Annotated in this window: 19 protein-coding genes; 10 read left to right on the forward strand and 9 right to left on the reverse strand. The window is 70.4% G+C overall.

The window, feature by feature from the left end; genetic code table 11:
* Positions 1–38: 38 nt before the first annotated feature.
* Entirely contained in the window at positions 39–434 is a 396-nt protein-coding gene (locus G6N49_RS16070; protein WP_011855092.1) for a DoxX family protein, read from the forward strand.
* On the opposite strand, the gene G6N49_RS16075 is transcribed toward G6N49_RS16070, so the two are convergent.
* Entirely contained in the window at positions 419–3,694 is a 3,276-nt protein-coding gene (locus tag G6N49_RS16075) for an ATP-dependent helicase (RefSeq protein WP_011855091.1), read from the reverse strand. The two genes, G6N49_RS16070 and G6N49_RS16075, sit on opposite strands and share 16 nt — an antisense overlap.
* Positions 3,691–6,846 (reverse strand): ATP-dependent helicase, encoded by a 3,156-nt coding sequence (locus G6N49_RS16080; protein WP_083044668.1) that lies wholly within the window; start codon positions 6,844–6,846, stop codon positions 3,691–3,693. Before G6N49_RS16080 ends, G6N49_RS16075 begins: the two co-directional genes overlap by 4 nt.
* A 6-nt stretch (positions 6,847–6,852) precedes the next feature.
* Between G6N49_RS16080 and G6N49_RS16085 the strand changes: the two genes are divergently transcribed.
* Both G6N49_RS16085 and G6N49_RS16090 read left to right on the forward strand, forming a co-directional pair.
* On the forward strand, positions 6,853–7,692 hold the full coding sequence (locus G6N49_RS16085) for an alpha/beta fold hydrolase (protein WP_083044669.1): 840 nt from the start codon (positions 6,853–6,855) through the stop codon (positions 7,690–7,692).
* Between the two features lie 2 nt (positions 7,693–7,694).
* A complete protein-coding gene (locus G6N49_RS16090; protein ID WP_011855088.1) occupies positions 7,695–7,994 on the forward strand; it encodes an MGMT family protein in 300 nt (99 codons plus the stop codon).
* On the opposite strand, the gene G6N49_RS16095 is transcribed toward G6N49_RS16090, so the two are convergent.
* The 3 genes from G6N49_RS16095 to G6N49_RS16105 form a co-directional block, all read right to left on the reverse strand.
* Positions 7,991–8,845, reverse strand: coding sequence for a TIGR02569 family protein (locus tag G6N49_RS16095; protein WP_011558811.1), 855 nt, complete (start codon positions 8,843–8,845; stop codon positions 7,991–7,993). The two genes, G6N49_RS16090 and G6N49_RS16095, sit on opposite strands and share 4 nt — an antisense overlap.
* Before the next feature lie 88 nt (positions 8,846–8,933).
* Positions 8,934–10,100 carry an adenylyltransferase/sulfurtransferase MoeZ gene (gene moeZ / locus G6N49_RS16100; protein WP_179967847.1) on the reverse strand — a complete coding sequence of 389 codons (1,167 nt, stop codon included), beginning with the start codon at positions 10,098–10,100 and terminating at the stop codon, positions 8,934–8,936.
* Positions 10,101–10,239: 139 nt separating this feature from the next.
* Positions 10,240–11,289: a DUF3152 domain-containing protein gene (locus G6N49_RS16105; RefSeq protein WP_011855086.1), complete on the reverse strand. Its 1,050-nt coding sequence runs from the start codon at positions 11,287–11,289 to the stop codon at positions 10,240–10,242.
* A gap of 199 nt (positions 11,290–11,488) precedes the next feature.
* On the opposite strand from G6N49_RS16105, the gene G6N49_RS16110 reads away from it, so the two are divergent.
* Entirely contained in the window at positions 11,489–12,163 is a 675-nt protein-coding gene (locus tag G6N49_RS16110) for an HTH-type transcriptional activator FasR (RefSeq protein WP_011855085.1), read from the forward strand.
* Here the strand turns inward: G6N49_RS16110 and G6N49_RS16115 are convergent.
* Positions 12,150–12,404, reverse strand: coding sequence for a DUF3107 domain-containing protein (locus G6N49_RS16115; protein ID WP_011558807.1), 255 nt, complete (start codon positions 12,402–12,404; stop codon positions 12,150–12,152). The two genes, G6N49_RS16110 and G6N49_RS16115, sit on opposite strands and share 14 nt — an antisense overlap.
* 265 nt (positions 12,405–12,669) lie before the next feature.
* Between G6N49_RS16115 and G6N49_RS16120 the strand changes: the two genes are divergently transcribed.
* Positions 12,670–13,518 (forward strand): hypothetical protein, encoded by an 849-nt coding sequence (locus G6N49_RS16120; RefSeq protein ID WP_011855084.1) that lies wholly within the window; start codon positions 12,670–12,672, stop codon positions 13,516–13,518.
* Between the two features lie 4 nt (positions 13,519–13,522).
* On the opposite strand, the gene G6N49_RS16125 is transcribed toward G6N49_RS16120, so the two are convergent.
* Complete coding sequence (locus G6N49_RS16125) at positions 13,523–14,227, reverse strand: ferritin-like fold-containing protein (RefSeq protein WP_011558805.1); 705 nt, start codon at positions 14,225–14,227, stop codon at positions 13,523–13,525.
* A gap of 268 nt (positions 14,228–14,495) precedes the next feature.
* On the opposite strand from G6N49_RS16125, the gene G6N49_RS16130 reads away from it, so the two are divergent.
* Complete coding sequence (locus G6N49_RS16130) at positions 14,496–16,019, forward strand: DEAD/DEAH box helicase (protein ID WP_011855083.1); 1,524 nt, start codon at positions 14,496–14,498, stop codon at positions 16,017–16,019.
* 20 nt (positions 16,020–16,039) lie between these two features.
* Positions 16,040–17,251 carry an Rv3212 family protein gene (locus G6N49_RS16135; protein WP_011855082.1) on the forward strand — a complete coding sequence of 404 codons (1,212 nt, stop codon included), beginning with the start codon at positions 16,040–16,042 and terminating at the stop codon, positions 17,249–17,251.
* Here the strand turns inward: G6N49_RS16135 and G6N49_RS16140 are convergent.
* Positions 17,248–18,051, reverse strand: coding sequence for a ParA family protein (locus G6N49_RS16140; protein WP_179967764.1), 804 nt, complete (start codon positions 18,049–18,051; stop codon positions 17,248–17,250). The two genes, G6N49_RS16135 and G6N49_RS16140, sit on opposite strands and share 4 nt — an antisense overlap.
* Before the next feature lie 51 nt (positions 18,052–18,102).
* On the opposite strand from G6N49_RS16140, the gene G6N49_RS16145 reads away from it, so the two are divergent.
* From G6N49_RS16145 to G6N49_RS16155, 3 genes are read left to right on the forward strand one after another with little or no spacing between them, the layout of a single operon-like run.
* The gene (locus G6N49_RS16145) at positions 18,103–18,714 is read left to right on the forward strand and encodes an acid phosphatase (RefSeq protein WP_011855059.1); all 612 of its coding nucleotides are present in this window, start codon (positions 18,103–18,105) and stop codon (positions 18,712–18,714) included.
* Positions 18,711–19,808, forward strand: a complete 1,098-nt coding sequence (locus G6N49_RS16150; protein ID WP_011855058.1) for an isochorismate synthase — start codon at positions 18,711–18,713, stop codon at positions 19,806–19,808. The genes G6N49_RS16145 and G6N49_RS16150 overlap by 4 nt, the downstream gene beginning before the upstream one ends.
* Complete coding sequence (locus G6N49_RS16155; protein WP_011855057.1) at positions 19,805–20,284, forward strand: GNAT family N-acetyltransferase; 480 nt, start codon at positions 19,805–19,807, stop codon at positions 20,282–20,284. Before G6N49_RS16150 ends, G6N49_RS16155 begins: the two co-directional genes overlap by 4 nt.
* Here G6N49_RS16155 and G6N49_RS16160 read toward each other — a convergent pair.
* Entirely contained in the window at positions 20,239–20,661 is a 423-nt protein-coding gene (locus G6N49_RS16160; RefSeq protein WP_011855056.1) for a hypothetical protein, read from the reverse strand. The genes G6N49_RS16155 and G6N49_RS16160 overlap by 46 nt on opposite strands.
* Positions 20,662–20,678: the final 17 nt, after the last annotated feature.

The following is a 20,678-nucleotide window of genomic DNA, read 5'->3' on the forward strand; positions in this document are numbered from 1 at the left end:
GTCATCGAGTGGGACTGTCGCACCAGCACAATGTAATCATGACCTCTCCCTCAGCCGTCTTGCAGCGCAACGCCGGGTCCAAACTGGCCAACCGGATGGCGGCGATGCTGGCCGGTATCGGCATCCTGCACTTCGTCGCCCCGAAGCCGTTCGACGGCATCATCCCGGCGGAGTTGCCCGGGAGCCCGCGGTTTTACACCTATGCCTCGGGGGTGGCCGAACTCGGAGTCGCCGCCGCGTTGGCGGCGCCGCAGACCCGCAAGGCGGGTGCCCTCGCCGCGGTCGCGCTGTACGTGGCGGTCTTTCCCGGCAACGTCAACATGGTGCGGCTGTGGTGGGACAAGCCGTGGCCGATGCGCATCGCCGCGATCGCCCGGTTGCCGCTGCAGATCCCGATGATCACCCAGGCGCTCAAGATCTACCGCACCTCCTGACCCGCCGGTTCCCGCGCCGCCGCCAGCAGCGCCGCGAGATCCTCCACATCCGGTAGGCCGGCCGGGCGAAGCGTCTGGTTCGGGCGGACGTAGTGGAACGCCGCCCGCACCCGCTCCACCGGGCATCCGCTCAGTTGCGCCCACGCCAGCCGGTAGACGGCGAGCTGGATCGCGGCGTGCTCAGCGGCCGAGGGTGTGTCCGGCGCCGCCCCGGTCTTCCAGTCGACGATGGTGGCGCCGCCGTCGTCATCGGCGAACACCGCGTCGATGCGGCCCCGCACCATCGTCTCCCCGATAACCATGTCGAACGGCACCTCGACGTCGATCGGTGTGCGGGCGGCCCACGGGGACAACATGAACGACGTCTGCAGTTCGGTGAGCTGTTCGGCTTCGGTGCGCCTGAAGTCGCTGTCGACGGCCCCGGGCAGATCGTCGAGGTCGAACAACCGCTCGGCCCCGAAGTAGCGCTGCACCCAGTCGTGAAAAGCCGTGCCCAGCGAGGCATTCGGGTCGGGTCGGGTGGGCACCCGGCGGTTGAGTCGGGACAGCACCGCGTCCGGGTCGTTGCTGAGGTTCACCAGCGTGCTCACCGAGACCTCGGCCGGCAGTGTCAGCGGTGGCTTCTGCGCGGCCCGTTCACGTTCGGCGAGCAGCGCGTCCACGTCGGCCGCCCAGCCGTCGACATCCTGAACCGTCTCCACCGCACCGGCCATAGCCCGGGCCACCAACTGCGCGCCGCGGTCGACCGCGGCGCGTCGGCCGCCGGCCGGGTCGGCGGGCCAGAGCACCTCTTTGACGTTGTCGCGCAACGGGTTCTTCTCACCCTCGGCCGGCGCCGGCGCCCACTGGTCGACCACTCCGCAGGGCTGCCCGGCCTGCTCAGCGCGGTCGATGATGTCCTTGAGCTCCTCCAGGAACTCCGACGGGCCCCGCGGTTTCGCCTCCGTCGCACCCCAGTGGTGTCCGGAGAGCAGCAGTGTGTCCTCGGCGCGGGTGAGCGCGACGTACAGCAGCCGCCGCTCCTCGTCGACGCGACGCTGCTCGAGGTGGCGTTTGTGGTCGTTGATCCTGTCCGACAGGATCTTTCGATCGTTGACGTCGGAGGTGTCGAGCACCGGCACGCCATGGTCGGTGGTGGTCGCCCGGTCGCCGCGCAGCAGCGGGGGCAGATCCGCCGGATCGGTCAGCCACGTGCGGGCCTGCGCGGTCGACGGGAAGATCCGTCCGCTCAGATGCGGCACCGCCACCACCTGCCATTCCAACCCCTTGGCGGCGTGCACCGTCAGGATCTGCACCCGCTCGGTGGAGACGGCGAGATCCGCGGGCGCCAGACCGTTCTCGCGCTCCATCGCCGCGTCGAGATAGGCGAGCAGCCCGCTGATCGTGGCGCCGGGCCGGCCCGCGTAGTCGGCGACGACGTCGACGAAGGCGTCGAGGTGTTCGGTCCCCGACCAACCCGCAGGCACCGGCATGGCTGCGCGGGCCTCGACGTCGACGCCGAGCACCCGGCGCACCTCGGTGACGAGGTCGGGTAGCGCGATGCCGAGGTGCCCACGCAGCGAGGTCAATTCGCGTCCGAGCGCGACGATGCGGCGGTAGCCCTCCGGTGAGTACCGCTCGGCGGGACCCGGATCACAGATCGCGTCGGCCAGACAGGCCGCATCGGCGTCCGGTGCGGCCCGGGCGACGATCTCTGCCGCCGTCGCCTCCGGACCCGGTCCACCGTCGTCGAGTTCGACAGCCCGCCGCCACAGCGCCGCGATGTCGCGTCCGCCGAGTCGCCACCGCGGACCGGTCACGGTGCGCATCGCCGCCGCACCCGCGGTGGGATCGGCCACCAGACGCAACATCGCCACCACGTCGGCGACCTCGGCGACCCCGAGCAGACCGGCCAAACCCACCACCTCCACGGGCACACCCCGCGCTGTGAGCGCCTCGGCCATCGGTGCCGCGTCCGCGTTGCGGCGCAGCAGCACCGCCGCCGTGGGCGGGGCCTCGTCCTCGGCACGGGCGGCGTCGTAGCGACGGGCCACCTCGTCGGCCAACCAGTCACGTTCTGCGGCAACGTTGTCGAGCAGTGCGAGCCGGATGGTGCCGGGCTCCGCGCCCGGCCGCGGCCGCAGCGACCGCACCGCCACCGAACGCTGCCGCGCTTCAGCGGACACCGCGTTGGCCAGATGCAGTGTGCTCGGCGGATTGCGCCAACTGGTGCGCAGCTCCAGGACGCGGGCGGGAGTGCAGTCGGAGAGGGGGAAGTCGGTGGCGAAGCGGGGCAGGTTGGTCGCCGACGCACCGCGCCAGCCGTAGATCGACTGGATCGGGTCGCCGACCGCGGTCAACGCCAGACCGTCGTCCACACCGCCCCCGAACAGCGCCGACAGCGCCACCCGCTGGGCGTGTCCGGTGTCCTGGTACTCGTCGAGCAACACCACGCGGTAGCGGGCCCGCAGCTCGGCGCCGACCTGCGGGTGGGCGGCGGCGAGCCGGGCGGCGGCGGCCATCTGCATCCCGAAGTCCATCACCTTCTCGGACTGCATCCGCCGGTGCAGGGCGTCGACCAACGGGATGAGCTCGGTGCGCTCGGTCTGTGTCGCCAGCATCCGCAGCAGCCACTGGCTCGGCCCGCGGTCACGCTGATAGGGCCCGGCGGGCAGGGTGTGCACCAGCCGCTCGAGCTCGACGTGGGTGTCGCGCAACTCGTCGGTGTCGACCAGATGCTCGGCGAGTTGGCCGGCGAGGCGCAGCACCATGTCGGTGACCGCCGCCGGCGTCTTGTCGATCTCGAGCGGGCCGGGATGTTCGCACACCACGCGATGGGCCAACTGCCACAGTTCGGTCTCACCGAGCAACCGGGTCTCCGGCTCGATCGGCAGCAGCAGACCGTGGTCGCGCAGCAGCATGCCGGCGAACGCGTGGTAGGTGCTGACCGTCGGCGGGTCGTCGGTGGCTCCGAGTCCCGGGCCGATGCCGGGCACCAACCCGGCACCGGACAACCGCGCCAGCCGGGTGCGTACCCGGCGCAACAACTGACCGGCCGCCTTACGGGTGAAGGTCAGCCCGAGCACCTGCCCCGGTGTGGCATAGCCGTTGGCGACCAGCCACACCACCCGAGCGGCCATGGTCTCGGTTTTGCCCGCACCCGCCCCGGCGATCACGACGACCGGGCCCGGCGGCGCGGCGATGACCGCCGCCTGTTCGTCGGTGGGGGCGAAAAGGCCCAGCGCCGAGGCCAATTCGGCGGGACTGTACCGCGCGGTCATGCGCGCTCCCCCGCGGACTGGGCGGGGCAGCTGCTGCGCACCGGACAGTGCGCGCAGCTGTCGTTGACCCGTGCGACGAACCCCGGTCCCTGGGTGGCGGCGGCGGCCTCGCCGACGTCCTGCCGCCACTGCGCGACGGTGTCGGGGGTCAGCGCGTCCTGTTCGCGTTCCGTCGGCCCGGCCGCACCGCTCTTGCCCAGGTAGACCAGTTTGCCGCCGCCGGGCACGTCACCCTCGGCGAGCAGGCCCGCCGCGACGGCCAGTTGGTACATCGCCAGCTGGGCGTGCCGCTGGGCGTCGTCCTTGGTGACCGGGCTCTTACCGGTCTTGATGTCCACGACGACGAGCCGGCCGGCGCTGTCGCGCTCCAGCCGGTCGAGGCGGCCGCGCACCCGGACCGCGGGCCTGCCGTCGTCGGCGTCGCAGACGACACCGTCGACGTCGATCTCGGTGCCGACCTCGGTCAGCTCGCGGCGGGTCTGGGCGCGCCACTGCTCGAACGCCGACAGCATGGCCTGATGGCGGGTGAGTTCGTTGTCGGCGTGCCACTGCGCCTCGTACGGCAGGTCCGCCCACACCCGCTCGAGGTCGTTGAGCAGCTGGCTCTCGGTCCTGCCCGGTTCGGAGACCAGCGCGTGCAGCAGCGATCCGACCGCCGAACGAACGTCACGACCATCACGCCCACCGTGGCGTTCGAGCAGCCAGCGCAGCGGGCAGTCGGTCAGGGCCTGCAGCGTCGATGGCGACAGCGTGACCACCTGCTGCTCGTCGTTCCACAACGGCTCGTCGGTGGACAGCGCCGTCATGGCGTGCCACTGACCGGGGTCGGCGCCGGGGACGCCCGCCGCGGCCAGTCGCGCCAGCTGGGCGGCCGCGCACTCGCGGGCCGCGTCGTCGACGGCGCCGTCGGGGGCGCACACCACCGCCCGCAGCCGGCCGACCAGCGCCGACGGCGCCAGCACGCGCGGCGCCCGCACGGGGGCGGGCGGACCGTCACCCGGATCGGTGGCCAGTGCGGTCAGTTCCTGGCAGAACGGCGACGGCAACATCGCTTCGGCGCCCGAGTCGCTGTCGACGGCGGTCACCAGGACCCGGCGCCGGGCGCGGCCGAGCGCGGCGATCAGCAGCCGGCGTTCCTCGGCGAGCAGCGGTGCGCGCGTCGACACCGCGTCGGACGCGGAATCGGTCACGCCGTCGAGCACGTCGACCAGGCGTTGGGTGCCCAGGACCCCGCCGCGCGGGATCGTGTTCGGCCACAGGCCTTCCTGCAGCCCGGCGACCACGACGAGGTCCCATTCGCCCGCCAACGCGGCATGGGCGCTGAGCACCGCGACGGCCTCCGGGTCGCGCCGCTCACCGCGGCGGCCGGGCGGCAGGCCGAGCGCGGCGACATGGTCGAGGAGACCGCGCACCGACGCCCCCGCGGTGCGGGTCACGTACTGGTCGGCGACGTCGAACAGGGCGGTGACGGCGTCGAGGTCGCGATCCGCCTGGGCGCCCGCGGCTCCGCCGCGTTCACTGGCCGCGAGCCACCGCCGCTGCAGCCCGCTGCGGTGCCAGGCCTGCCAGAGGGTGTGCCGGGGGTCGAGTCCGTCGTCGACGCTGCGGCGCGCGGCCGCGAGCACGGACCGGACGCGGCGCAGCGGCCGCTGCAGTTCGGCCGACACGTCCGACGCCGCCGGCAAGGGGCCGGTGAGCGCGTCGACGAGCAGGTCGGTGAACTCACGTGGGGGCTGGCTACCGTCGGCGCGGCGCAGCGCCCGGCGCACCTGGCGCATTGTGACCGGATCGACCCGGCCGACCGGGCCGGAGAGCAGCGCCTCGGCCTGGGCTCCGGTCAAACCGTCGGCGGTGGCCTCGAGCACCGTCAGCAGGGCGCGCGCGGCCGGCTCCTCGACCAGCGGTGCGGCCGCGGGCAGGTCGACGGGAACCCCGGCGGCGGTCAGCGCACGGGCCAGCGGCGCCCCGGCACGCGGCAGTGAGCGCACGATGACGGCCATCTCGGACCACGGCACCCCGTCGACGAGGTGCGCGCGGCGAAGCGCATCGGCGATGAGCGCCGATTCGGCATGGGCCGTCGCGGCGACCCGTACCGCGACCGAGCCGTCACCGCGGCCGTCCTCGTTGCCGACGAATTCAGGGCGCGGCCCGGGCAGGCGCCGCGCGATTCCGCTCATCGCACGCGCCACCGCGGGTGCGCAACGGTGTGAGCGGGTCAGGACGATCGCGCTGCCCTCCTCCGTGCGCAGCAGTGCCGGGTCCGCGCCGCGGTAGCCGAACACCGATTGGTCGGGGTCACCGGCGAATACGGTCAGATCGGCACCGGCGGCCAGTACCCGCACCAGCCGGGCGGCCTGCGGGTCGAGGTGCTGGGCGTCGTCGACCAGGAGTAGTCCGATGCGGTTGCGTTCGGCCGCCAGCAGATCGGCGTCCATGGCGAACGCCTCGAGTGCGGCGCCGACGAGTTCGGCCGCCCCGAGTGCGGGCGTCGTCGCCTGGGGAGCGGCCATGCCGACCGCCGAGCGCAGCAGCATGATCTGCTCGTAGGCCTGCGCGAACCGGCCGGCGGCGGCCCATTCCGGGCGGCGGGACAACCGGCCGAGGCGTTGCAGCGCAACAGGATCGACACCGCGTTCGGTGCACCGGGCCATCAGGTCGCGCAGTTCGGTGGCGAATCCGGCGGTGGTGAGTGCCGGGCGCAGTGCGGCCGGCCAGGCGACGGCCGAACGGTCACCGTCCTCGAGGTCGCCTGCGAGCAGTTCGCGGATGATCCCGTCCTGTTCGGCGCTGGTGATCAGCCGCGGCGGCGCGTCGCCGTTGCGCTGGGCGGCCAGCCGCAGCACCGCGAACGCATAGGAGTGGACCGTGCGGACCAGTGGTGCGCGCACCACCTGGCGGGCGCCGCCGTCGAGCAGTCTGCGGGTGACCGCCGCGCGGGCCGCCGACCGGAGCGACGCCGAACCGGTCAGGAGCAGAACCGATTCCGGATCGACGCCGGCGGCGATGTGCGCGGCCGCGGTGTCGACGAGCAGCGTCGACTTCCCGGTGCCGGGACCGCCGAACAGACGCACCACACCGCGCCGCCCCGGCTCGAGCAGCGAGCGCGGCTCGGTGTGCGCGGCGGTGGTCGCTTCGACGTCCGGTGCGGTCATGAGGGCATGAGATCACGGGGGTCCGACAAGCCGCCGTCGGTGCGGGCTGGCACCATCGTGGACGTGAGCCTGCACGTGCATCGCTACGGTCCGCCGGAACCCGCCCAGCTGCTGGCTGTGCACGGGTTGACCGGCCACGGTCAGCGCTGGCAGACGCTGGCAACCCGGTATCTGCCCGAGTTCTCCGTCGCCGCACCGGACTTGATCGGTCACGGCAGATCCTCGTGGGCGGCCCCGTGGACGTTGGACGCCAACACCGACGCGCTCGCCAGCCTGCTCGACGCCGACGGGGGCGGTCCGGTCGTGGTGGTGGGACACTCCTTCGGTGGTGCGGTCGCGCTGGCCCTGGCGGCGGCGCGGCCGGATCTCGTGTCCGGGCTGGTGCTGCTCGACCCGGCGGTCGACCTCGACGGTGAGTGGATGCGCGAGATCGCCGACGACATGTTCGCCTCCCCCGACTACACCGACCGGGCCGAGGCGCGGGCCGAGAAGGTGTCGGGGTCATGGGGGGAGGTGGATTCCGCCGAACTGGACCGCGAACTCGACGAGCATCTGGTCACCCTGCCGAACGGCCGCAGCGGGTGGCGGATCAGCATTCCGGCGATGATGTCGTACTGGAGTGAGCTGGCCCGGCCGGTGACGGTCCCCCGAGACGGTACGCCGACCACCCTGGTGCGGGCGTCGCGCACCGACCCGCCGTACGCCACCGACGAGCTGCTCGCGACGCTCGACGCCGCCCTCGGGTCGGATCTGACTGTGCTGCAGTGGGATTGCGACCACATGGTGGGTCAGGCGAAGCCGGCGGAGACGGCTGCGGTCATCCGCGAACACCTCGAACGGAGCTGACAGTGGCGGCCATCACCGACGAGCAGGTGGAGGCCGTGCGCGCACTGGTGGCGCAGATTCCCCCGGCCCGGGTCGCCACCTATGGTGACATCGCCGATGCGGCAGGGTTGTCCAGCCCCCGGATCGTCGGCTGGATCATGCGCACCGACTCGTCGGATCTACCGTGGCACCGCGTGATCGGCGCATCCGGCAGGCCCGCACCGCATCTGGCCACCCGGCAGCTCGAACTGCTGCGCGCAGAGGGCGTTCTGGCCGTCGACGGCCGGGTGCCCCTGCGGGATGTCCGGCACACCTTCGGTTAGAGCACCAACCGCACCAACGCGGCGGTACGGGCCAACCCCGGGAAGGCCGCCGCTGTCGACCGTGGATGCAGCGCGTGCACGGCGAGCCGGAACATCAACGCGCGCAACAACATCTGCGGCCACTCCGGTAACGACGCCCAGCGTTCGATCAGCCCGTCGTCGGCCTCACCCCATGACAGTGCATCGACGACCACCACCCCGGCCGCCCACGAGGCCGGACGCCAGTACGGCGTGATGTCGGTGATCCCGGGGGCGGCGGCGCCCGCGAAGAGCACGGTGCCGTACAGGTCGCCGTGTACCAGCTGACTCGGACTCTTGGTGGCCCGACGCAGGGTGGCGAGCTGGTTGATCAACTCGATCGAGCGTTGTCCGTCGGCCGAACCGGGCGCGACGCGCGCACCCGGCGGCAGGGAGTGCAGCGGACGTTCCTCCCAGGCGGCGCGGTCAGCGGCGATGAACACGTCGACGTCGGCCCACGGTGCGACCGGCGGCTGGGTGAGGAAGCGCGGCCGCTCGAGCTTGGAGGTGGCCTCGTGCAGGCGGACCGCCGCCGACACCACCTCGTCGTGCCGGGGTTCGGGGGTGCCCGCAACGAACGTGTCGGCCCGCCAGCCGGCGACGACGTAGCGCCCGTCGGTGGACCGGACGGGCCGCGCCAACCGCACCCCGTCGACGAACAACGTCTCCCGGACCTTCGCCGACCACGCCGCGCGGGCGTGGTCGGCAACCATCGACAGCACGACCTCGCCGCAGCGCCAGCCGCCCTCCCAACTCGATCCGAGCGGGACCGGACGTACGCCGACCAGCCCGAACGCCGCCAGGACATGATCGGGCGGTCGCTCGGTGCTCACAGGGTCAGGCTACCGGTGACAGTGCCGACAATTGACGCGCTGACCTGCTGTGTCGCCGAGCCGTTGCCGGGCTGAGACCAAAGGTCGGTCAGTACATCACCATGTCGGGCTCGAGTTGCTTCGCCCATGCCACGATGCCGCCCTGCAGGTGCAGCGCGTCGGAGAAGCCGGCCTTCTTGACCGCCGCGAGCGCCTCCGCCGAGCGAACGCCGGTCTTGCAGTACAGCACCGGGATCCGGTCGTGCGGCAGCTTGGCCAGCCCGTCGCCCGCCTCGATCGCCGATTTCGGGATGAGCTCGGCGCCTTCGATGCGGTTGATATCCCATTCGACCTGTTCACGTACGTCGATCAGGGCCACCGGCTTACCCGCGTCGATCAGCTCGCGCAGCTCCCGTGGCGTGACCGTGGAGTCCGCGGCGGCGTCGGCGGCGGCGTCGGAGACCACACCGCAGAACGCCTCGTAGTCGATGAGTTCGGTGATCTTCGGCGTCGCCGGATCCTTGCGGATCTTGATCGTGCGGTAGGTCATGTCGAGTGCGTCGTAGACCATCAGCCGGCCGAGCAGGGGCTCGCCGATACCGGTGATCAGCTTGATCGCCTCGGTGCCCATCACCGACGCGATCGACGCGCACAGGATGCCCAGCACCCCGCCCTCGGCGCAGGACGGGACCATGCCCGGGGGCGGCGGTTCGGGGTAGAGGTCGCGATAGTTGAGGCCGAGCCCGTTGGGGGCGTCCTCCCAGAACACCGACACCTGACCCTCGAAGCGGTAGATCGAACCCCACACGTACGGCTTGTGCGCGAGCACCGCGGCGTCGTTGACCAGATAGCGGGTGGCGAAGTTGTCGGTGCCGTCGAGGATCAGGTCGTACTGCTCGAACCGTCCGACGGCGTTCTCCGGCTCGAGGCGCTCCTCGTGCAGGCGCACGGTCACCAGCGGGTTGATCTCGAGGATCGAATCACGTGCGCTCTGCGCTTTGGGCCTGCCGATGTCGGACTGGCCGTGGATGACCTGCCGCTGCAGATTGGACTCGTCGACCACGTCGAACTCGACGATCCCGATGGTGCCGACTCCGGCCGCGGCGAGATACAGCAGGGTCGGCGAGCCCAGACCGCCGGCGCCGATGACCAGCACCTTGGCGTTCTTGAGCCGCTTCTGACCGTCGAGTCCGAGGTCGGGGATGATCAGGTGGCGGCTGTAGCGGGCGACCTCTTCGCGGGTCAGTTCGCCGACCGGCTCCACCAGCGGAGGCAATGATTGTTGAGGGAGCGTTCCCACATTCCCGGACACCGGTATCTCCTCAAGTCTGCGGTGCGTCGACCGCGATGGGCGGTCGAGTCACCTTCACAATAGGCACCTGACACAACAGTGCAGAGCCCCGCAGGCTTCCCCGTCAGGCGATCGGATACGGCCAGGGATTGAAGCGGCACGTCAGCCCGTCGGACCGCACGGTCTCGGGGTCGAACCGAGAGGCGTCGTCGTTCGAGGTGGAGAACGTCTGCTGCATCATGATCGGCGCGAGCGCCCCGTTCTCGATGCAGGATTCGTGACGTTGATAACCGATCGCGTGGCCCACCTCGTGGTTGACGACGTACTGCCGGTAGGACCCGATGTCGCCCTGGAACGGCACGGCGCCGCGCACCCAGCGCGCCTCGTTGATGAACACCCGCGGCTGGTCACCGAGATAGGCCGGGTTGTAACAGGACGCCTCGAGCTGGATGTCGTAGCCGCAGCCGTCGCGAATGGTCAGCGGTGAGGTCAGCGACACCCGGAAGTCGGGGACGCCGGCGCCGGGGTCGATACGGGTGAACGCGAACTGCGGATTGTGGGTCCAGCTCTTCGGGTTGGCCAGCGTCTCGTCGACCATGCGGGCGAAGCCCTCGTCGCCGCCGAAGCCGGTGGTGTCGAGCCCGTCCTCGACCTCCACGGTATAGGTGAAGTTCTTGGTCGTCCCCTGGCCGACCTGCGGTGTGGTGCCGGGAACGACGTGCCAGGTCCTCGCGCCGGCCTCGGTGAAGGGTCCGCCCGCGGGCAGGATGCCGGTCGGCAGGTTGGCGTCGAACTGGGTGAGCCCCTTGGGCGGTGCGCCGACGATCTGGGTGCTGGCGACGCCGATCGTGGGCGGGCCCTGGACCGGTCCTTCTTCGTCGGCAACCTGTTCGGGCGCGCTGGTGCCGGTCACGGTCTGGTAAATGACGACGACGGTGAGCACGGCGAGTATCGGCAGCGCATACGCGCGCCAGCCGTAGGTCGACACGAAGCGGCCGAGCCAGGTCTGTTTGCGCCACTGCCGCCGGTCATCTCGATTGGACCGGGCACGTCCGCTGTCGGCCGCCAACGGGTCCCGCTGCGCACGAAGCGGATCGCGGTGGGCGCGCAGCGGCTCCTGCCACTCGCTGCGAACGGCCGGGACCCGACCGTCCCCGCGACGCTCTGGACCCATGTGTCCTCCACGCGTGCGGGAGTCGTAGGTCACCAAAACAGGATGGCACAGACCTGTGGACTTGGGTTTCCGGCGCGCCACCGCCCGCCGCGGCAGGTGTCGCGACGCGTGTGACACCCCACCGGTAGTAGTGTCGGAGCGATGAGCGCCTTGGCCCAGCACCGCCGAGCGCGCCAGCCGAATCCAGATTGAGGACTTCATGAGCGATCTCGCCAACACCGCTGAGAGGAGTGGCGACAAGCCTGCCAACAGCACCGGGCTGCCGAAGAACAACCGGCGCGGTAATCGACTTCCCCGCGACGAGCGTCGCGGGCAGTTACTGATCGCCGCCAGTGAGGTTTTCGTCGACCGCGGTTATCACGCCGCCGGCATGGACGAGATCGCCGACCGCGCCGGTGTCAGCAAACCGGTTCTCTACCAACACTTCTCGTCGAAGCTCGAGCTGTATCTCGCGGTGCTGCAACGCCACGTCGACAACATGGTCTCCGGAGTGCGTCAGGCGCTGCGCACCACCACCGACAACCGGCAACGGCTGCGCGCTGCCGTTCAGGCGTTCTTCGACTTCATCGAACACGACAGCCAGGGCTACCGGCTGATCTTCGAGAACGACTACACCAGCGAACCGCAGGTGGCCGCGCAGGTGAAGGTGGCGACCGAAGCCTGCACCGATGCGGTGTTCGACCTGATCAGCCGGGATTCCGGCCTGGAGGCCCACCGGGCCAGGATGATCGCGGTGGGCCTCGTGGCCATCAGCGTGGACTGCGCCCGCTACTGGCTCGATGCCGAGCGGCCGATCTCGAAGGACGATGCGGTCGACGGCACGGTGCACTTCGCCTGGGGCGGGTTGTCCCACGTGCCGCTCACCCGTTCTTGATGGCCTCCGCGCCGACCACACCGAAGCCCACGCGCCGCACGTCGGCGGCACCGATCTCCACATAGGCGATTCGGCTCGTCTGCACCAGGTAGCGGCGCCCCTTCTCGTCCGACAGCGCGAGAACGCCGCCCGCACCCTCGGCGAGCGCGTCGGTCACCAGCTTCTCGACCTCACTGGGCGTCTGCGCGCTGTTGAGGACGAGCTCGCGTGGGCTGTCCGAAACACCGATCTTGACCTCCACGCTTGAACCCTTTCGTCGTGCCGTCGCTGACTCCCTGTCGCTAATCGGAAAGGCTAGTGGACGCCGCCGACCCGGCGCCGCCCTGGTGATTACGCGCTGCGCGAAGCCGTCGCGGCCGAGCGTCGGCGTTTCGCGGGCGAGGGTCTCGACCGGCGACCGAACCGACGCCGGACCGTGACCGAATCGGGTGCTGCACGACCTCATCTGTCACTTTCGCCCCGCTAGCATCGGACGCAGAGCCGCTGAAAGCTACCGGAAAGCCATCATGACCAGGCATTATTCGCCGCATTCGCCGTACACGTCCGCGCGAACCGAACGCTTGGACCGTCCGCGGGCCGACCAGCCGGGCTACGACGACCGTCCGAGCTACGCGCCCTACTCCGGCGCCGACCACCCGGGATACCGGCACTACGCCGACGGCCACTCCGACTACGGACAGAGCTGGGACTCCGGGCGGTACGCCGCCACGGACGTCGAGGATCCCGACTACGAGGACTACGAGGACTACGACGCGTACGCCGCTACCATCGACAGCCGCTGGAAGTGGATCGCCGGCGTCGCGGGCGCCGTCCTCCTGGTCGCGGTGATCTGCACGCTGGTGATCCTCGGCGGCGGCGACAGCGGATCGGTGTCGGCGACGGTCGGCACGTCGGCACAGAGCCGTCCACCGGCCACCGCGACCGCACCGCACGACACGTCGGCGGCGCTACCGCCTCCGACCGCGTCACTCGCCCCCGAGACCATCACGACCGTGACCCCGACCGCACCCCCGTCGCCGTCGGCGAGCGCCACCCCCGATCCGGCGCCGAGTGCCGTCGCTCCGCCGCCCCCCGCCGCGGCCACCCCGCGCGCGATCACCTACACGGTCACCGGCAACCGCCAGCTCATCGACTTCGTGACCGTCATCTACACCGACCAGCAGGGCGCGCTGCAGACCGAGGTCAACGTGTCGCTGCCGTGGTCGAAGACCGTCGTGCTCGACCCGGGCGTGGAGCTCAAATCGGTCACCGCGACCAGCGTCGGAGGTCAACTCAACTGCGCGATCACCGACGCCGCAGGCGCGGCGCTGGTGACCCAGAACAACAATTCGATGATCGCCACCTGCACGCAGTAGCGGTTCAGGCCAGGCCGAGTTCCTGCATCCGGGCGTGGTGTGTCTGCTGCAACCGGTCGAAGAACTCCGCCATCTGGGGCAGTCCTTCCCCGCCGGACATCACGAGGTCGACCAGTTCGTCGTGGTCGGCCAGGACGTACTGCGCCTGGGTGATCGCCTCACCGAGCAGTCGCCGCGACCACAGCGCCAACCGGTGCCTCTGCCGATCGCTGGCGGTGACCGCGGCACGAACCTCGGCGACCACGAACTGAGAGTGTCCGGTCTCGGAGAGCACACCGCGCACCACCGCGGCCACCTGATCGGGCAGGGCACCGGCGATCTCGTTGTAGAAATCGGCGGCCAGGGCATCACCGACATAGGTCTTGACCAGTGCCTCGAGCCACGTGCTCGGCGTCGTCAACCGGTGGTAGTTCTCCAGCGCCGAGGCGTACTTCGTCATCGCCGGGACCACGTCGACGCCGCGGCGCTCCATGGCGTCGCGCAGCAACTCGTAGTGGTTCATCTCGGCGGCCGCCATACTCGCCATGTTGATGCGTCCGCGCAGGTTGGGCGCCATGCGCGCTTCCTCGGTCAACCGGTAGAACGCCGCCACCTCACCGTAGGCGAGCAGCGCGAACAGTTCGTCGACGCCGGGATGGTCGGCCGACACACCTGCCGTTGCCGGGGTGACCGTCTGCTCTCCCGATGCTGCAGGTTGCGTCGAATTCATGGCCCAACTGTAATCGCCGGCGAGCGCCGATCCATCCCGGCAAAGCCATCCGGGGTATGATGTCCGCAGGCAGCGACTCATTCGAGACGAGCCGCTCCCGAAGAAATGTGCGTACACGCGTTGGCCCGCTTCCGAAAGTGCAGGGCTCAGCGGATCGGCACCGCCCGTGACGGGGCGACGAGGCCGCTTCATCGTCAAACTCGTGTGCGCGTGGAAAACCACGAAGCCGGCCACGAGGGTCGACTATGAAAGGCCACGTTCACCAAGCATGACTCCTTTGACAACACCTGTTGACATGACATTCGCCAGCCTTGGCGTGCGCGACGAGATCTGCCGCGCACTCGCCGAGGAGGGTATCCACCAACCCTTCGCCATCCAGGAACTGACGCTGCCCATGGCGTTGGCCGGCGATGACCTGATCGGTCAGGCGCGCACCGGGATGGGCAAGACCTATGCCTTCGGTGTGCCGCTGCTGCAGCGCGTCACCACCGACACCGAGAAGGAACTGAGCGGGATCCCCCGCGCCCTGATCGTCGTGCCCACCCGCGAGCTGTGCCTGCAGGTCCACAGCGACCTGTCGCTGGCCGCCAAGTACCTGACCGCCGGCGACCGCAAGCTCTCCGTCGTGTCGATCTACGGTGGCCGCCCCTACGAGCCGCAGATCGAGTCGCTGCGCAAGGGCGCCGACGTCGTGGTCGGCACCCCCGGCCGGCTGCTCGACCTCGCCCAGCAGGGTCACCTGCAGCTGGGCGGCCTGTCGGTGCTGGTGCTCGACGAGGCCGACGAGATGCTCGACCTGGGCTTCCTGCCCGATATCGAGCGCATCCTGCGGCAGACCCCCGACACCCGCCAGGCGATGCTGTTCTCCGCCACGATGCCGGATCCGATCATCACGCTGGCCCGCACGTTCATGAACCAGCCCACCCACATTCGCGCCGAGTCGCCGCAGTCGTCGGCCACCCACGACACCACCGCGCAGTTCGCCTACCGCGCCCACGCGCTGGACAAGGTCGAGATGGTCAGCCGGATCCTGCAGGCCGATGGCCGTGGCGCGACGATGATCTTCACCCGCACCAAGCGCACCGCGCAGAAAGTCGCCGACGAACTCGCCGAGCGCGGGTTCAAGGTCGGCGCCGTGCACGGTGACCTGGGGCAGGGCGCACGCGAGAAGGCGCTCAAGAGCTTCCGCACCGGTGAGGTCGACGTGCTGGTCGCCACCGACGTCGCCGCGCGCGGCATCGACATCGACGACATCACCCACGTCATCAACTTCCAGATCCCCGAGGACGAGCAGGCCTACGTGCACCGCATCGGCCGCACCGGGCGTGCGGGCAAGACCGGTGTCGCGGTCACGCTGGTCGACTGGGACGAACTCCCCCGGTGGTCGATGATCGACAAGGCGCTGGGTCTGAACACGCCCGACCCCGCCGAGACCTACTCCAGCTCACCCCACCTCTACGAAGAGCTGGGCATTCCGACCGAGGCAGGCGGTTCGGTGGGTGAGCCCAAGGCCCGCGCGGCCGCGAAGCGTTCCGAGCGCCCCGCCCGCGGTGAGCGGGACGGCGATCGCGACGGGGACGACAAGCCCGCCCGCAGCCGGTCGCGCAACCGTCGGCGCACCCGCGCGGGCAAGCCCGTCACCGGTCACGTCGAGGGGTCGGCCGAGCAGCCGGTGGTCGAGGCCGCCGACGGCAACGGTGACGGGGACACCGAGGCCGGTGGCGAGTCCGGCCAGGCCGGACGTCGGCGCCGCCGTCGGCGTCCGCGCAAGGCCGCGCCCGCGACCAGCTGACCCGACGGTCAGCTCCTTCAGTGGTCAAACCCGAGCGCCGCACCCGCGGTGACGTGATGGCCGCCGTCGCGATCGCAGCGGTGATCGCGGTGACCGCGGCCCTGGTCTGGTGGACCAGCGACGCCAGAGCCACCATCAGTCAGCCCGCCGAGCAGGCGGTACCCGATCCCGAGCCCGCAGCCGACGTCCCGTCGGCCCTGCGGGAACTCTGGAGCGCGGCCAGCCCGAAGACGCGGCTGCCGGTCGTCGTCGGGGGCAGCGTCGTGACCGGCGACGGTTCGACGGTCGCGGGCCGTGACCCCGCCACCGGGGACACGGTGTGGAGCTACTCCCGTGACGTCGACCTGTGCGGTGTCACGTCGGTCTACCACTACGCGGTGGCCGTGTACCCGGACTCGCGGGGCTGCGGCCAGGTCACCACGATCAACGGCAGAACGGGTAAGCGCGGCAACGCGCGCACCGGATTCGCCGACCCCGCAGTGACGTTGAGCACCGACGGCACCACCGTGCTGTCGGCCGGTGAGAGCCGACTCGAGCTGTGGCGTTCGGACATGGTCCGCATGCTCAGCTACGGCGCGCTCGATGCGCGGGTCAAACCCGACGTACCCGCGGCGCCACTGTGCCGCCTGACGTCCGCGGCGGCCAGTTCCTCGGCGGTCTCGGTTCTGGAAGCCTGCCCGAAAGAACCCGATCTGCGGTTGACGCTTCTGCGGCCCTCGGACGAAGAGGACGTGCCGGACATCAAGTACGTCGAGCTGGCCGACGTACTCGCTGATTCCGACGCCCGTGTCATCGCCGTGTCCGAGACCACGACGGCCGTCTACCTGCCGACGCCGCAGCCCACCGTCAACGTCATCGACGAAACCGGGACGACGGTCGCCAGCACCTTGATGACCTCACCCGCATCCCCGGACGCCGTCGCGTCGCGGGCAGGCGACCTGATCACGTGGTGGACCGGTGACTCTGTGATGGTCTTCGACGGCTCCGGGCTCCGGTACAAGTACACGGTCACGCCGTCGGGACCGAGCCTGCCGCTCGGGCCGGCCGCCGAAATGGCCGATCGGTTGCTGGTGCCCGTCACCGACGGTTACGACGTGTTCGAGCCCGGTTCGGGCACCGGCGAACGGCACATCCCGCTCGCGCGTCCCCCCGTCGACGGTGCGGTCATCCCGGCGGTGGTCGGTGACCGCGTGGTCGAACTGCGCGGCGGCGAACTGGTCGGGCTGGGTTAGACCTCGGGGGTGTAGGTCGGCATGTCCTTACCGTTCTTCCAGTGCTTGAGCAGCGCCGCCGCCAGTGCCCGGTAGGCCACCGACCCCTTGTTCTTGCGGCCCGCGATCACCGACGATCCCGACGCGCTGGCCTCGGCGAACCGCACCGTGCGCGGGATCGGCGGCGCCAGCACCGGCAACTCGTAGCGGTCGACGACGTCGAACAGCACGTCGCGACTGTGGGTGGTCCTGGAGTCGTACAGCGTCGGGAGCGCCCCGAGCATCTTCAGATCCGGGTTGGTGATCGCCTGGACGTCGGACACCGTCCGCAGGAACTGGCCGACCCCGCGGTGCGCCAGCGTTTCGCACTGCAGGGGCACGATCACCTCGTGGGCGGCGGTCAACCCGTTGAGCGTGAGCACGCCCAGAGACGGCGGACAGTCGATCAGCACCACGTCATACGTGCCGGTCAGCTTGGCCATCGCACGTTTGAGCGCATGCTCACGACCGGCGCGCATGAGCAGCATCGCCTCCGCTCCGGCGAGGTCGATATTCGCCGGTAGCAACGTCATCCCTTCCGGTGTGTCCACCAGCGCCGCATCCGGTTCCACCTCCCCCAGCAGCACCTCATGCACCGAGACCGGCAACTTGTCGGGGTCGTGGCCCAGCGAGAACGTCAACGACCCCTGGGGGTCCAGGTCGACGAGCAACACCCGCTTGCCACTTTCCGCCATCGCTGCGCCCAACGATGCAACCGTCGTTGTTTTGGCGACCCCACCCTTTTGATTGGCGACCGCAAGTACCCGCGTCACGCGTGCCATCCTGACACGCGCACGGCCCTGACACACGGACGTGCGGCAGAATCGACCGGTGTGGGCCTGACCGACCATCGACTTCTGCTCATCCGCCACGGCGAGACGGAGTGGTCGCGTTCGGGACGGCACACCAGCCGCACCGACCTCGGGCTCACCGAAACGGGCCGTGACCAGGCGACTCAGACCGCCGCGGCGCTCGACCGGCTCACGCTGGACAACCCGCTGGTGATCAGCAGCCCGCGGCTGCGGGCACTCGACACGGCGAAACTGGCCGGGCTGGCCGTGGACGAGGTGTCCGACCTCCTCGTGGAATGGGATTACGGCGACTACGAAGGCCGCACGACCGCCGAGATCCGTGAATCCGATCCCGAGTGGCTGGTGTGGACCCACGGCTGCCCGGGCGGGGAGAGCGTCGAGGCGGTCAATGAGCGCGCCGACCGTGCGGTGGAGGTCGCGCTGGGCCACCTCGAGTCGCGTGACGTCATCTTCGTCGGGCACGGTCACTTCTCCCGGGCGGTGATCACCCGGTGGGCGGAGTTGCCGCTGGCCGACGGCATCCGGTTCGCGATGGTCGCGGCGTCGATCGCGGTGTGTGGTTGGGAGCACGGGGTGCGCCAGATCAGCGCGTTGGCGCTGACCGGTTATCCGCATCCGTGCCTGCCGACGTGACCGTCGAGCCGAGCTTCGTCCTCACCGGCGACGACGGTGTCGTCCTGGCCGACGGCGTCCACACGCCGTACCCCGCGCTGGGCGACGCGCGCACCGCGCTGGGCGCAGGCGATGCCCCAATGATCCTGGGCGCCTTGCCTTTCGACCTGACCGCGCCGACGGCACTGTTCCGCCCGCAGCACGTACGCTTCCTCGATGCGCTGCCGGACTGGTCGGCCGTCGACCTGCCACGTGTACGGATCGCCGAGTTCCGGCCCGCACCCCAGGAGCACCGCGCACGCGTCGCGTCGGCGGTGCGCGCGCTGAACGACCCCGCCACCGGACTGCACAAAGTCGTCCTCGCGCGGGCGCTGCACCTGACCGCCGACGGACCACTAGACGCGCGAACCGTGCTGCGGCGCCTGCTCGCCGACGATGCGAGCGCCAACGCGTATCTGGCCGATCTCACCGCAGCCGGAGCCCACTACCGCGGTGCGGCCCTGATCGGCGCCAGCCCGGAACTGCTGGTGGCCCGGCGCGGTGAGGTGGTGACGTGCCAACCCTTCGCCGGTTCGGCGCCGCGGTTCGCCGACCCCGCGGCGGACCGGGCCAGCGGCGCCGCCCTCGCCGACTCCGCCAAGAACCGGCACGAACACGCCATCGTGATCGACGAGGTGCGCAAGGCTCTCGACCCGCTGTGCGTGGATCTGCAAATCGCGCCGACACCGCACCTCAGCGCGACGGCCGCCGTCTGGCACCTGAGCACTCAGATCACCGGACGGTTACGCGAAACAACCACTACCGCACTGGATCTCGCGGTCGCACTGCACCCGACCCCGGCCGTCGGCGGCGTTCCGACCGACCTGGCCGCGGAGTTGATCAAACGCCTCGAGGGCGACCGCGGCTTCTACGCCGGCGCCGTCGGCTGGTGCGACGCGACGGGTGACGGCCGCTGGGTGGTGTCCATCCGGTGCGCCCAACTGGCCGCCGATCGGCTCGCCGCCACCGCCCACTCCGGGGGCGGCATCGTCGCCGAATCCGATCCGGACGACGAAGTCGCAGAGACCACAACGAAATTCACGACCATCCTGTCCGCACTGGGGGTAACGCAATGACCGTGTCCGTCCGCCGGGTCGAACCCGGTGACGAGGTGGCGCTCACCGCGATGGTGCACGAGCTGGCCGCGTTCGAACGCGCGTCCGACGAGTGCACCGTGACCGAAAAGCAGATGTACGACGCGCTTTTCGGGGTCGAGCCGCGTGTCTACGGTCACCTCGTCGAGGTTGACGGTGAGGCCGCCGCCGGCGCCCTGTGGTTCTACAACTTCTCGACCTGGGACGGCGTGGCCGGCATCTACCTCGAGGACCTCTTCGTCCGGCCGCAGTACCGCCGCCGGGGACTGGCCCGCACCCTGCTGTCGACGCTCGCGCGCGAATGCGTCACCAAGGGCTACAGCCGGCTGACCTGGGCGGTGCTCGACTGGAACGAGAACGCGATCGCGCTCTACGACGCCGTCGGAGGCAAACCGCAGACCGAGTGGATCACCTACCGGGTGTCGGGTCCCGAATTGTCGGCGCTCGCGGGATCCTGAGCGCCCAGCCACTGCAGCGCCGACGGACTGAACAACAGCAGCAGCGCGGTCAGCGCGACCACGGCGACCGGGATTCCATAGAACCACTGGTGCGACCCCACCGCGACGTACCACGTCACCGGCAGCAGCAGCAGCTGGGCGAACACCGCGATCCCGCGACCCCACCGCCGCCCGGTCCACAGCGCCCACCCGGCGGCCAGCACGCCACTGCCGACGATCGCGAACCACGCCGCCGTGCCGAACTTGTTGAGTCCGGCCTCCTCGGCGCGGGAGAAGCCGCTGATGAGATAGACCAGGGCGGCCACCACACCGGTGGCACCCTCGAGGGCCACCAGCACGGCGGCCTGACGCACGGTTGACGGGGCGGGAACAGGCACGACGTCGAGCCTAGATG

Origin of the sequence: Mycolicibacterium monacense (assembly GCF_010731575.1) — a bacterium.
In the GTDB taxonomy this organism is placed as follows: domain Bacteria; phylum Actinomycetota; class Actinomycetes; order Mycobacteriales; family Mycobacteriaceae; genus Mycobacterium; species Mycobacterium monacense.

Bases quoted from the DNA above. Each gene is read 5' to 3' on its own strand.
- G6N49_RS16070 (WP_011855092.1), top strand. From the start codon at position 39: ATGACCTCTCCCTCAGCCGTCTTGCAGCGCAACGCCGGGTCCAAACTG.
- G6N49_RS16075 (WP_011855091.1), bottom strand. From the start codon at position 3,694: ATGACCGCGCGGTACAGTCCCGCCGAATTGGCCTCGGCGCTGGGCCTT.
- G6N49_RS16080 (WP_083044668.1), bottom strand. From the start codon at position 6,846: ATGACCGCACCGGACGTCGAAGCGACCACCGCCGCGCACACCGAGCCG.
- G6N49_RS16085 (WP_083044669.1), top strand. From the start codon at position 6,853: ATGAGATCACGGGGGTCCGACAAGCCGCCGTCGGTGCGGGCTGGCACC.
- G6N49_RS16105 (WP_011855086.1), bottom strand. From the start codon at position 11,289: ATGGGTCCAGAGCGTCGCGGGGACGGTCGGGTCCCGGCCGTTCGCAGC.
- G6N49_RS16110 (WP_011855085.1), top strand. From the start codon at position 11,489: ATGAGCGATCTCGCCAACACCGCTGAGAGGAGTGGCGACAAGCCTGCC.
- G6N49_RS16120 (WP_011855084.1), top strand. From the start codon at position 12,670: ATGACCAGGCATTATTCGCCGCATTCGCCGTACACGTCCGCGCGAACC.
- G6N49_RS16125 (WP_011558805.1), bottom strand. From the start codon at position 14,227: ATGAATTCGACGCAACCTGCAGCATCGGGAGAGCAGACGGTCACCCCG.
- G6N49_RS16130 (WP_011855083.1), top strand. From the start codon at position 14,496: ATGACTCCTTTGACAACACCTGTTGACATGACATTCGCCAGCCTTGGC.
- G6N49_RS16140 (WP_179967764.1), bottom strand. From the start codon at position 18,051: ATGGCACGCGTGACGCGGGTACTTGCGGTCGCCAATCAAAAGGGTGGG.
- G6N49_RS16155 (WP_011855057.1), top strand. From the start codon at position 19,805: ATGACCGTGTCCGTCCGCCGGGTCGAACCCGGTGACGAGGTGGCGCTC.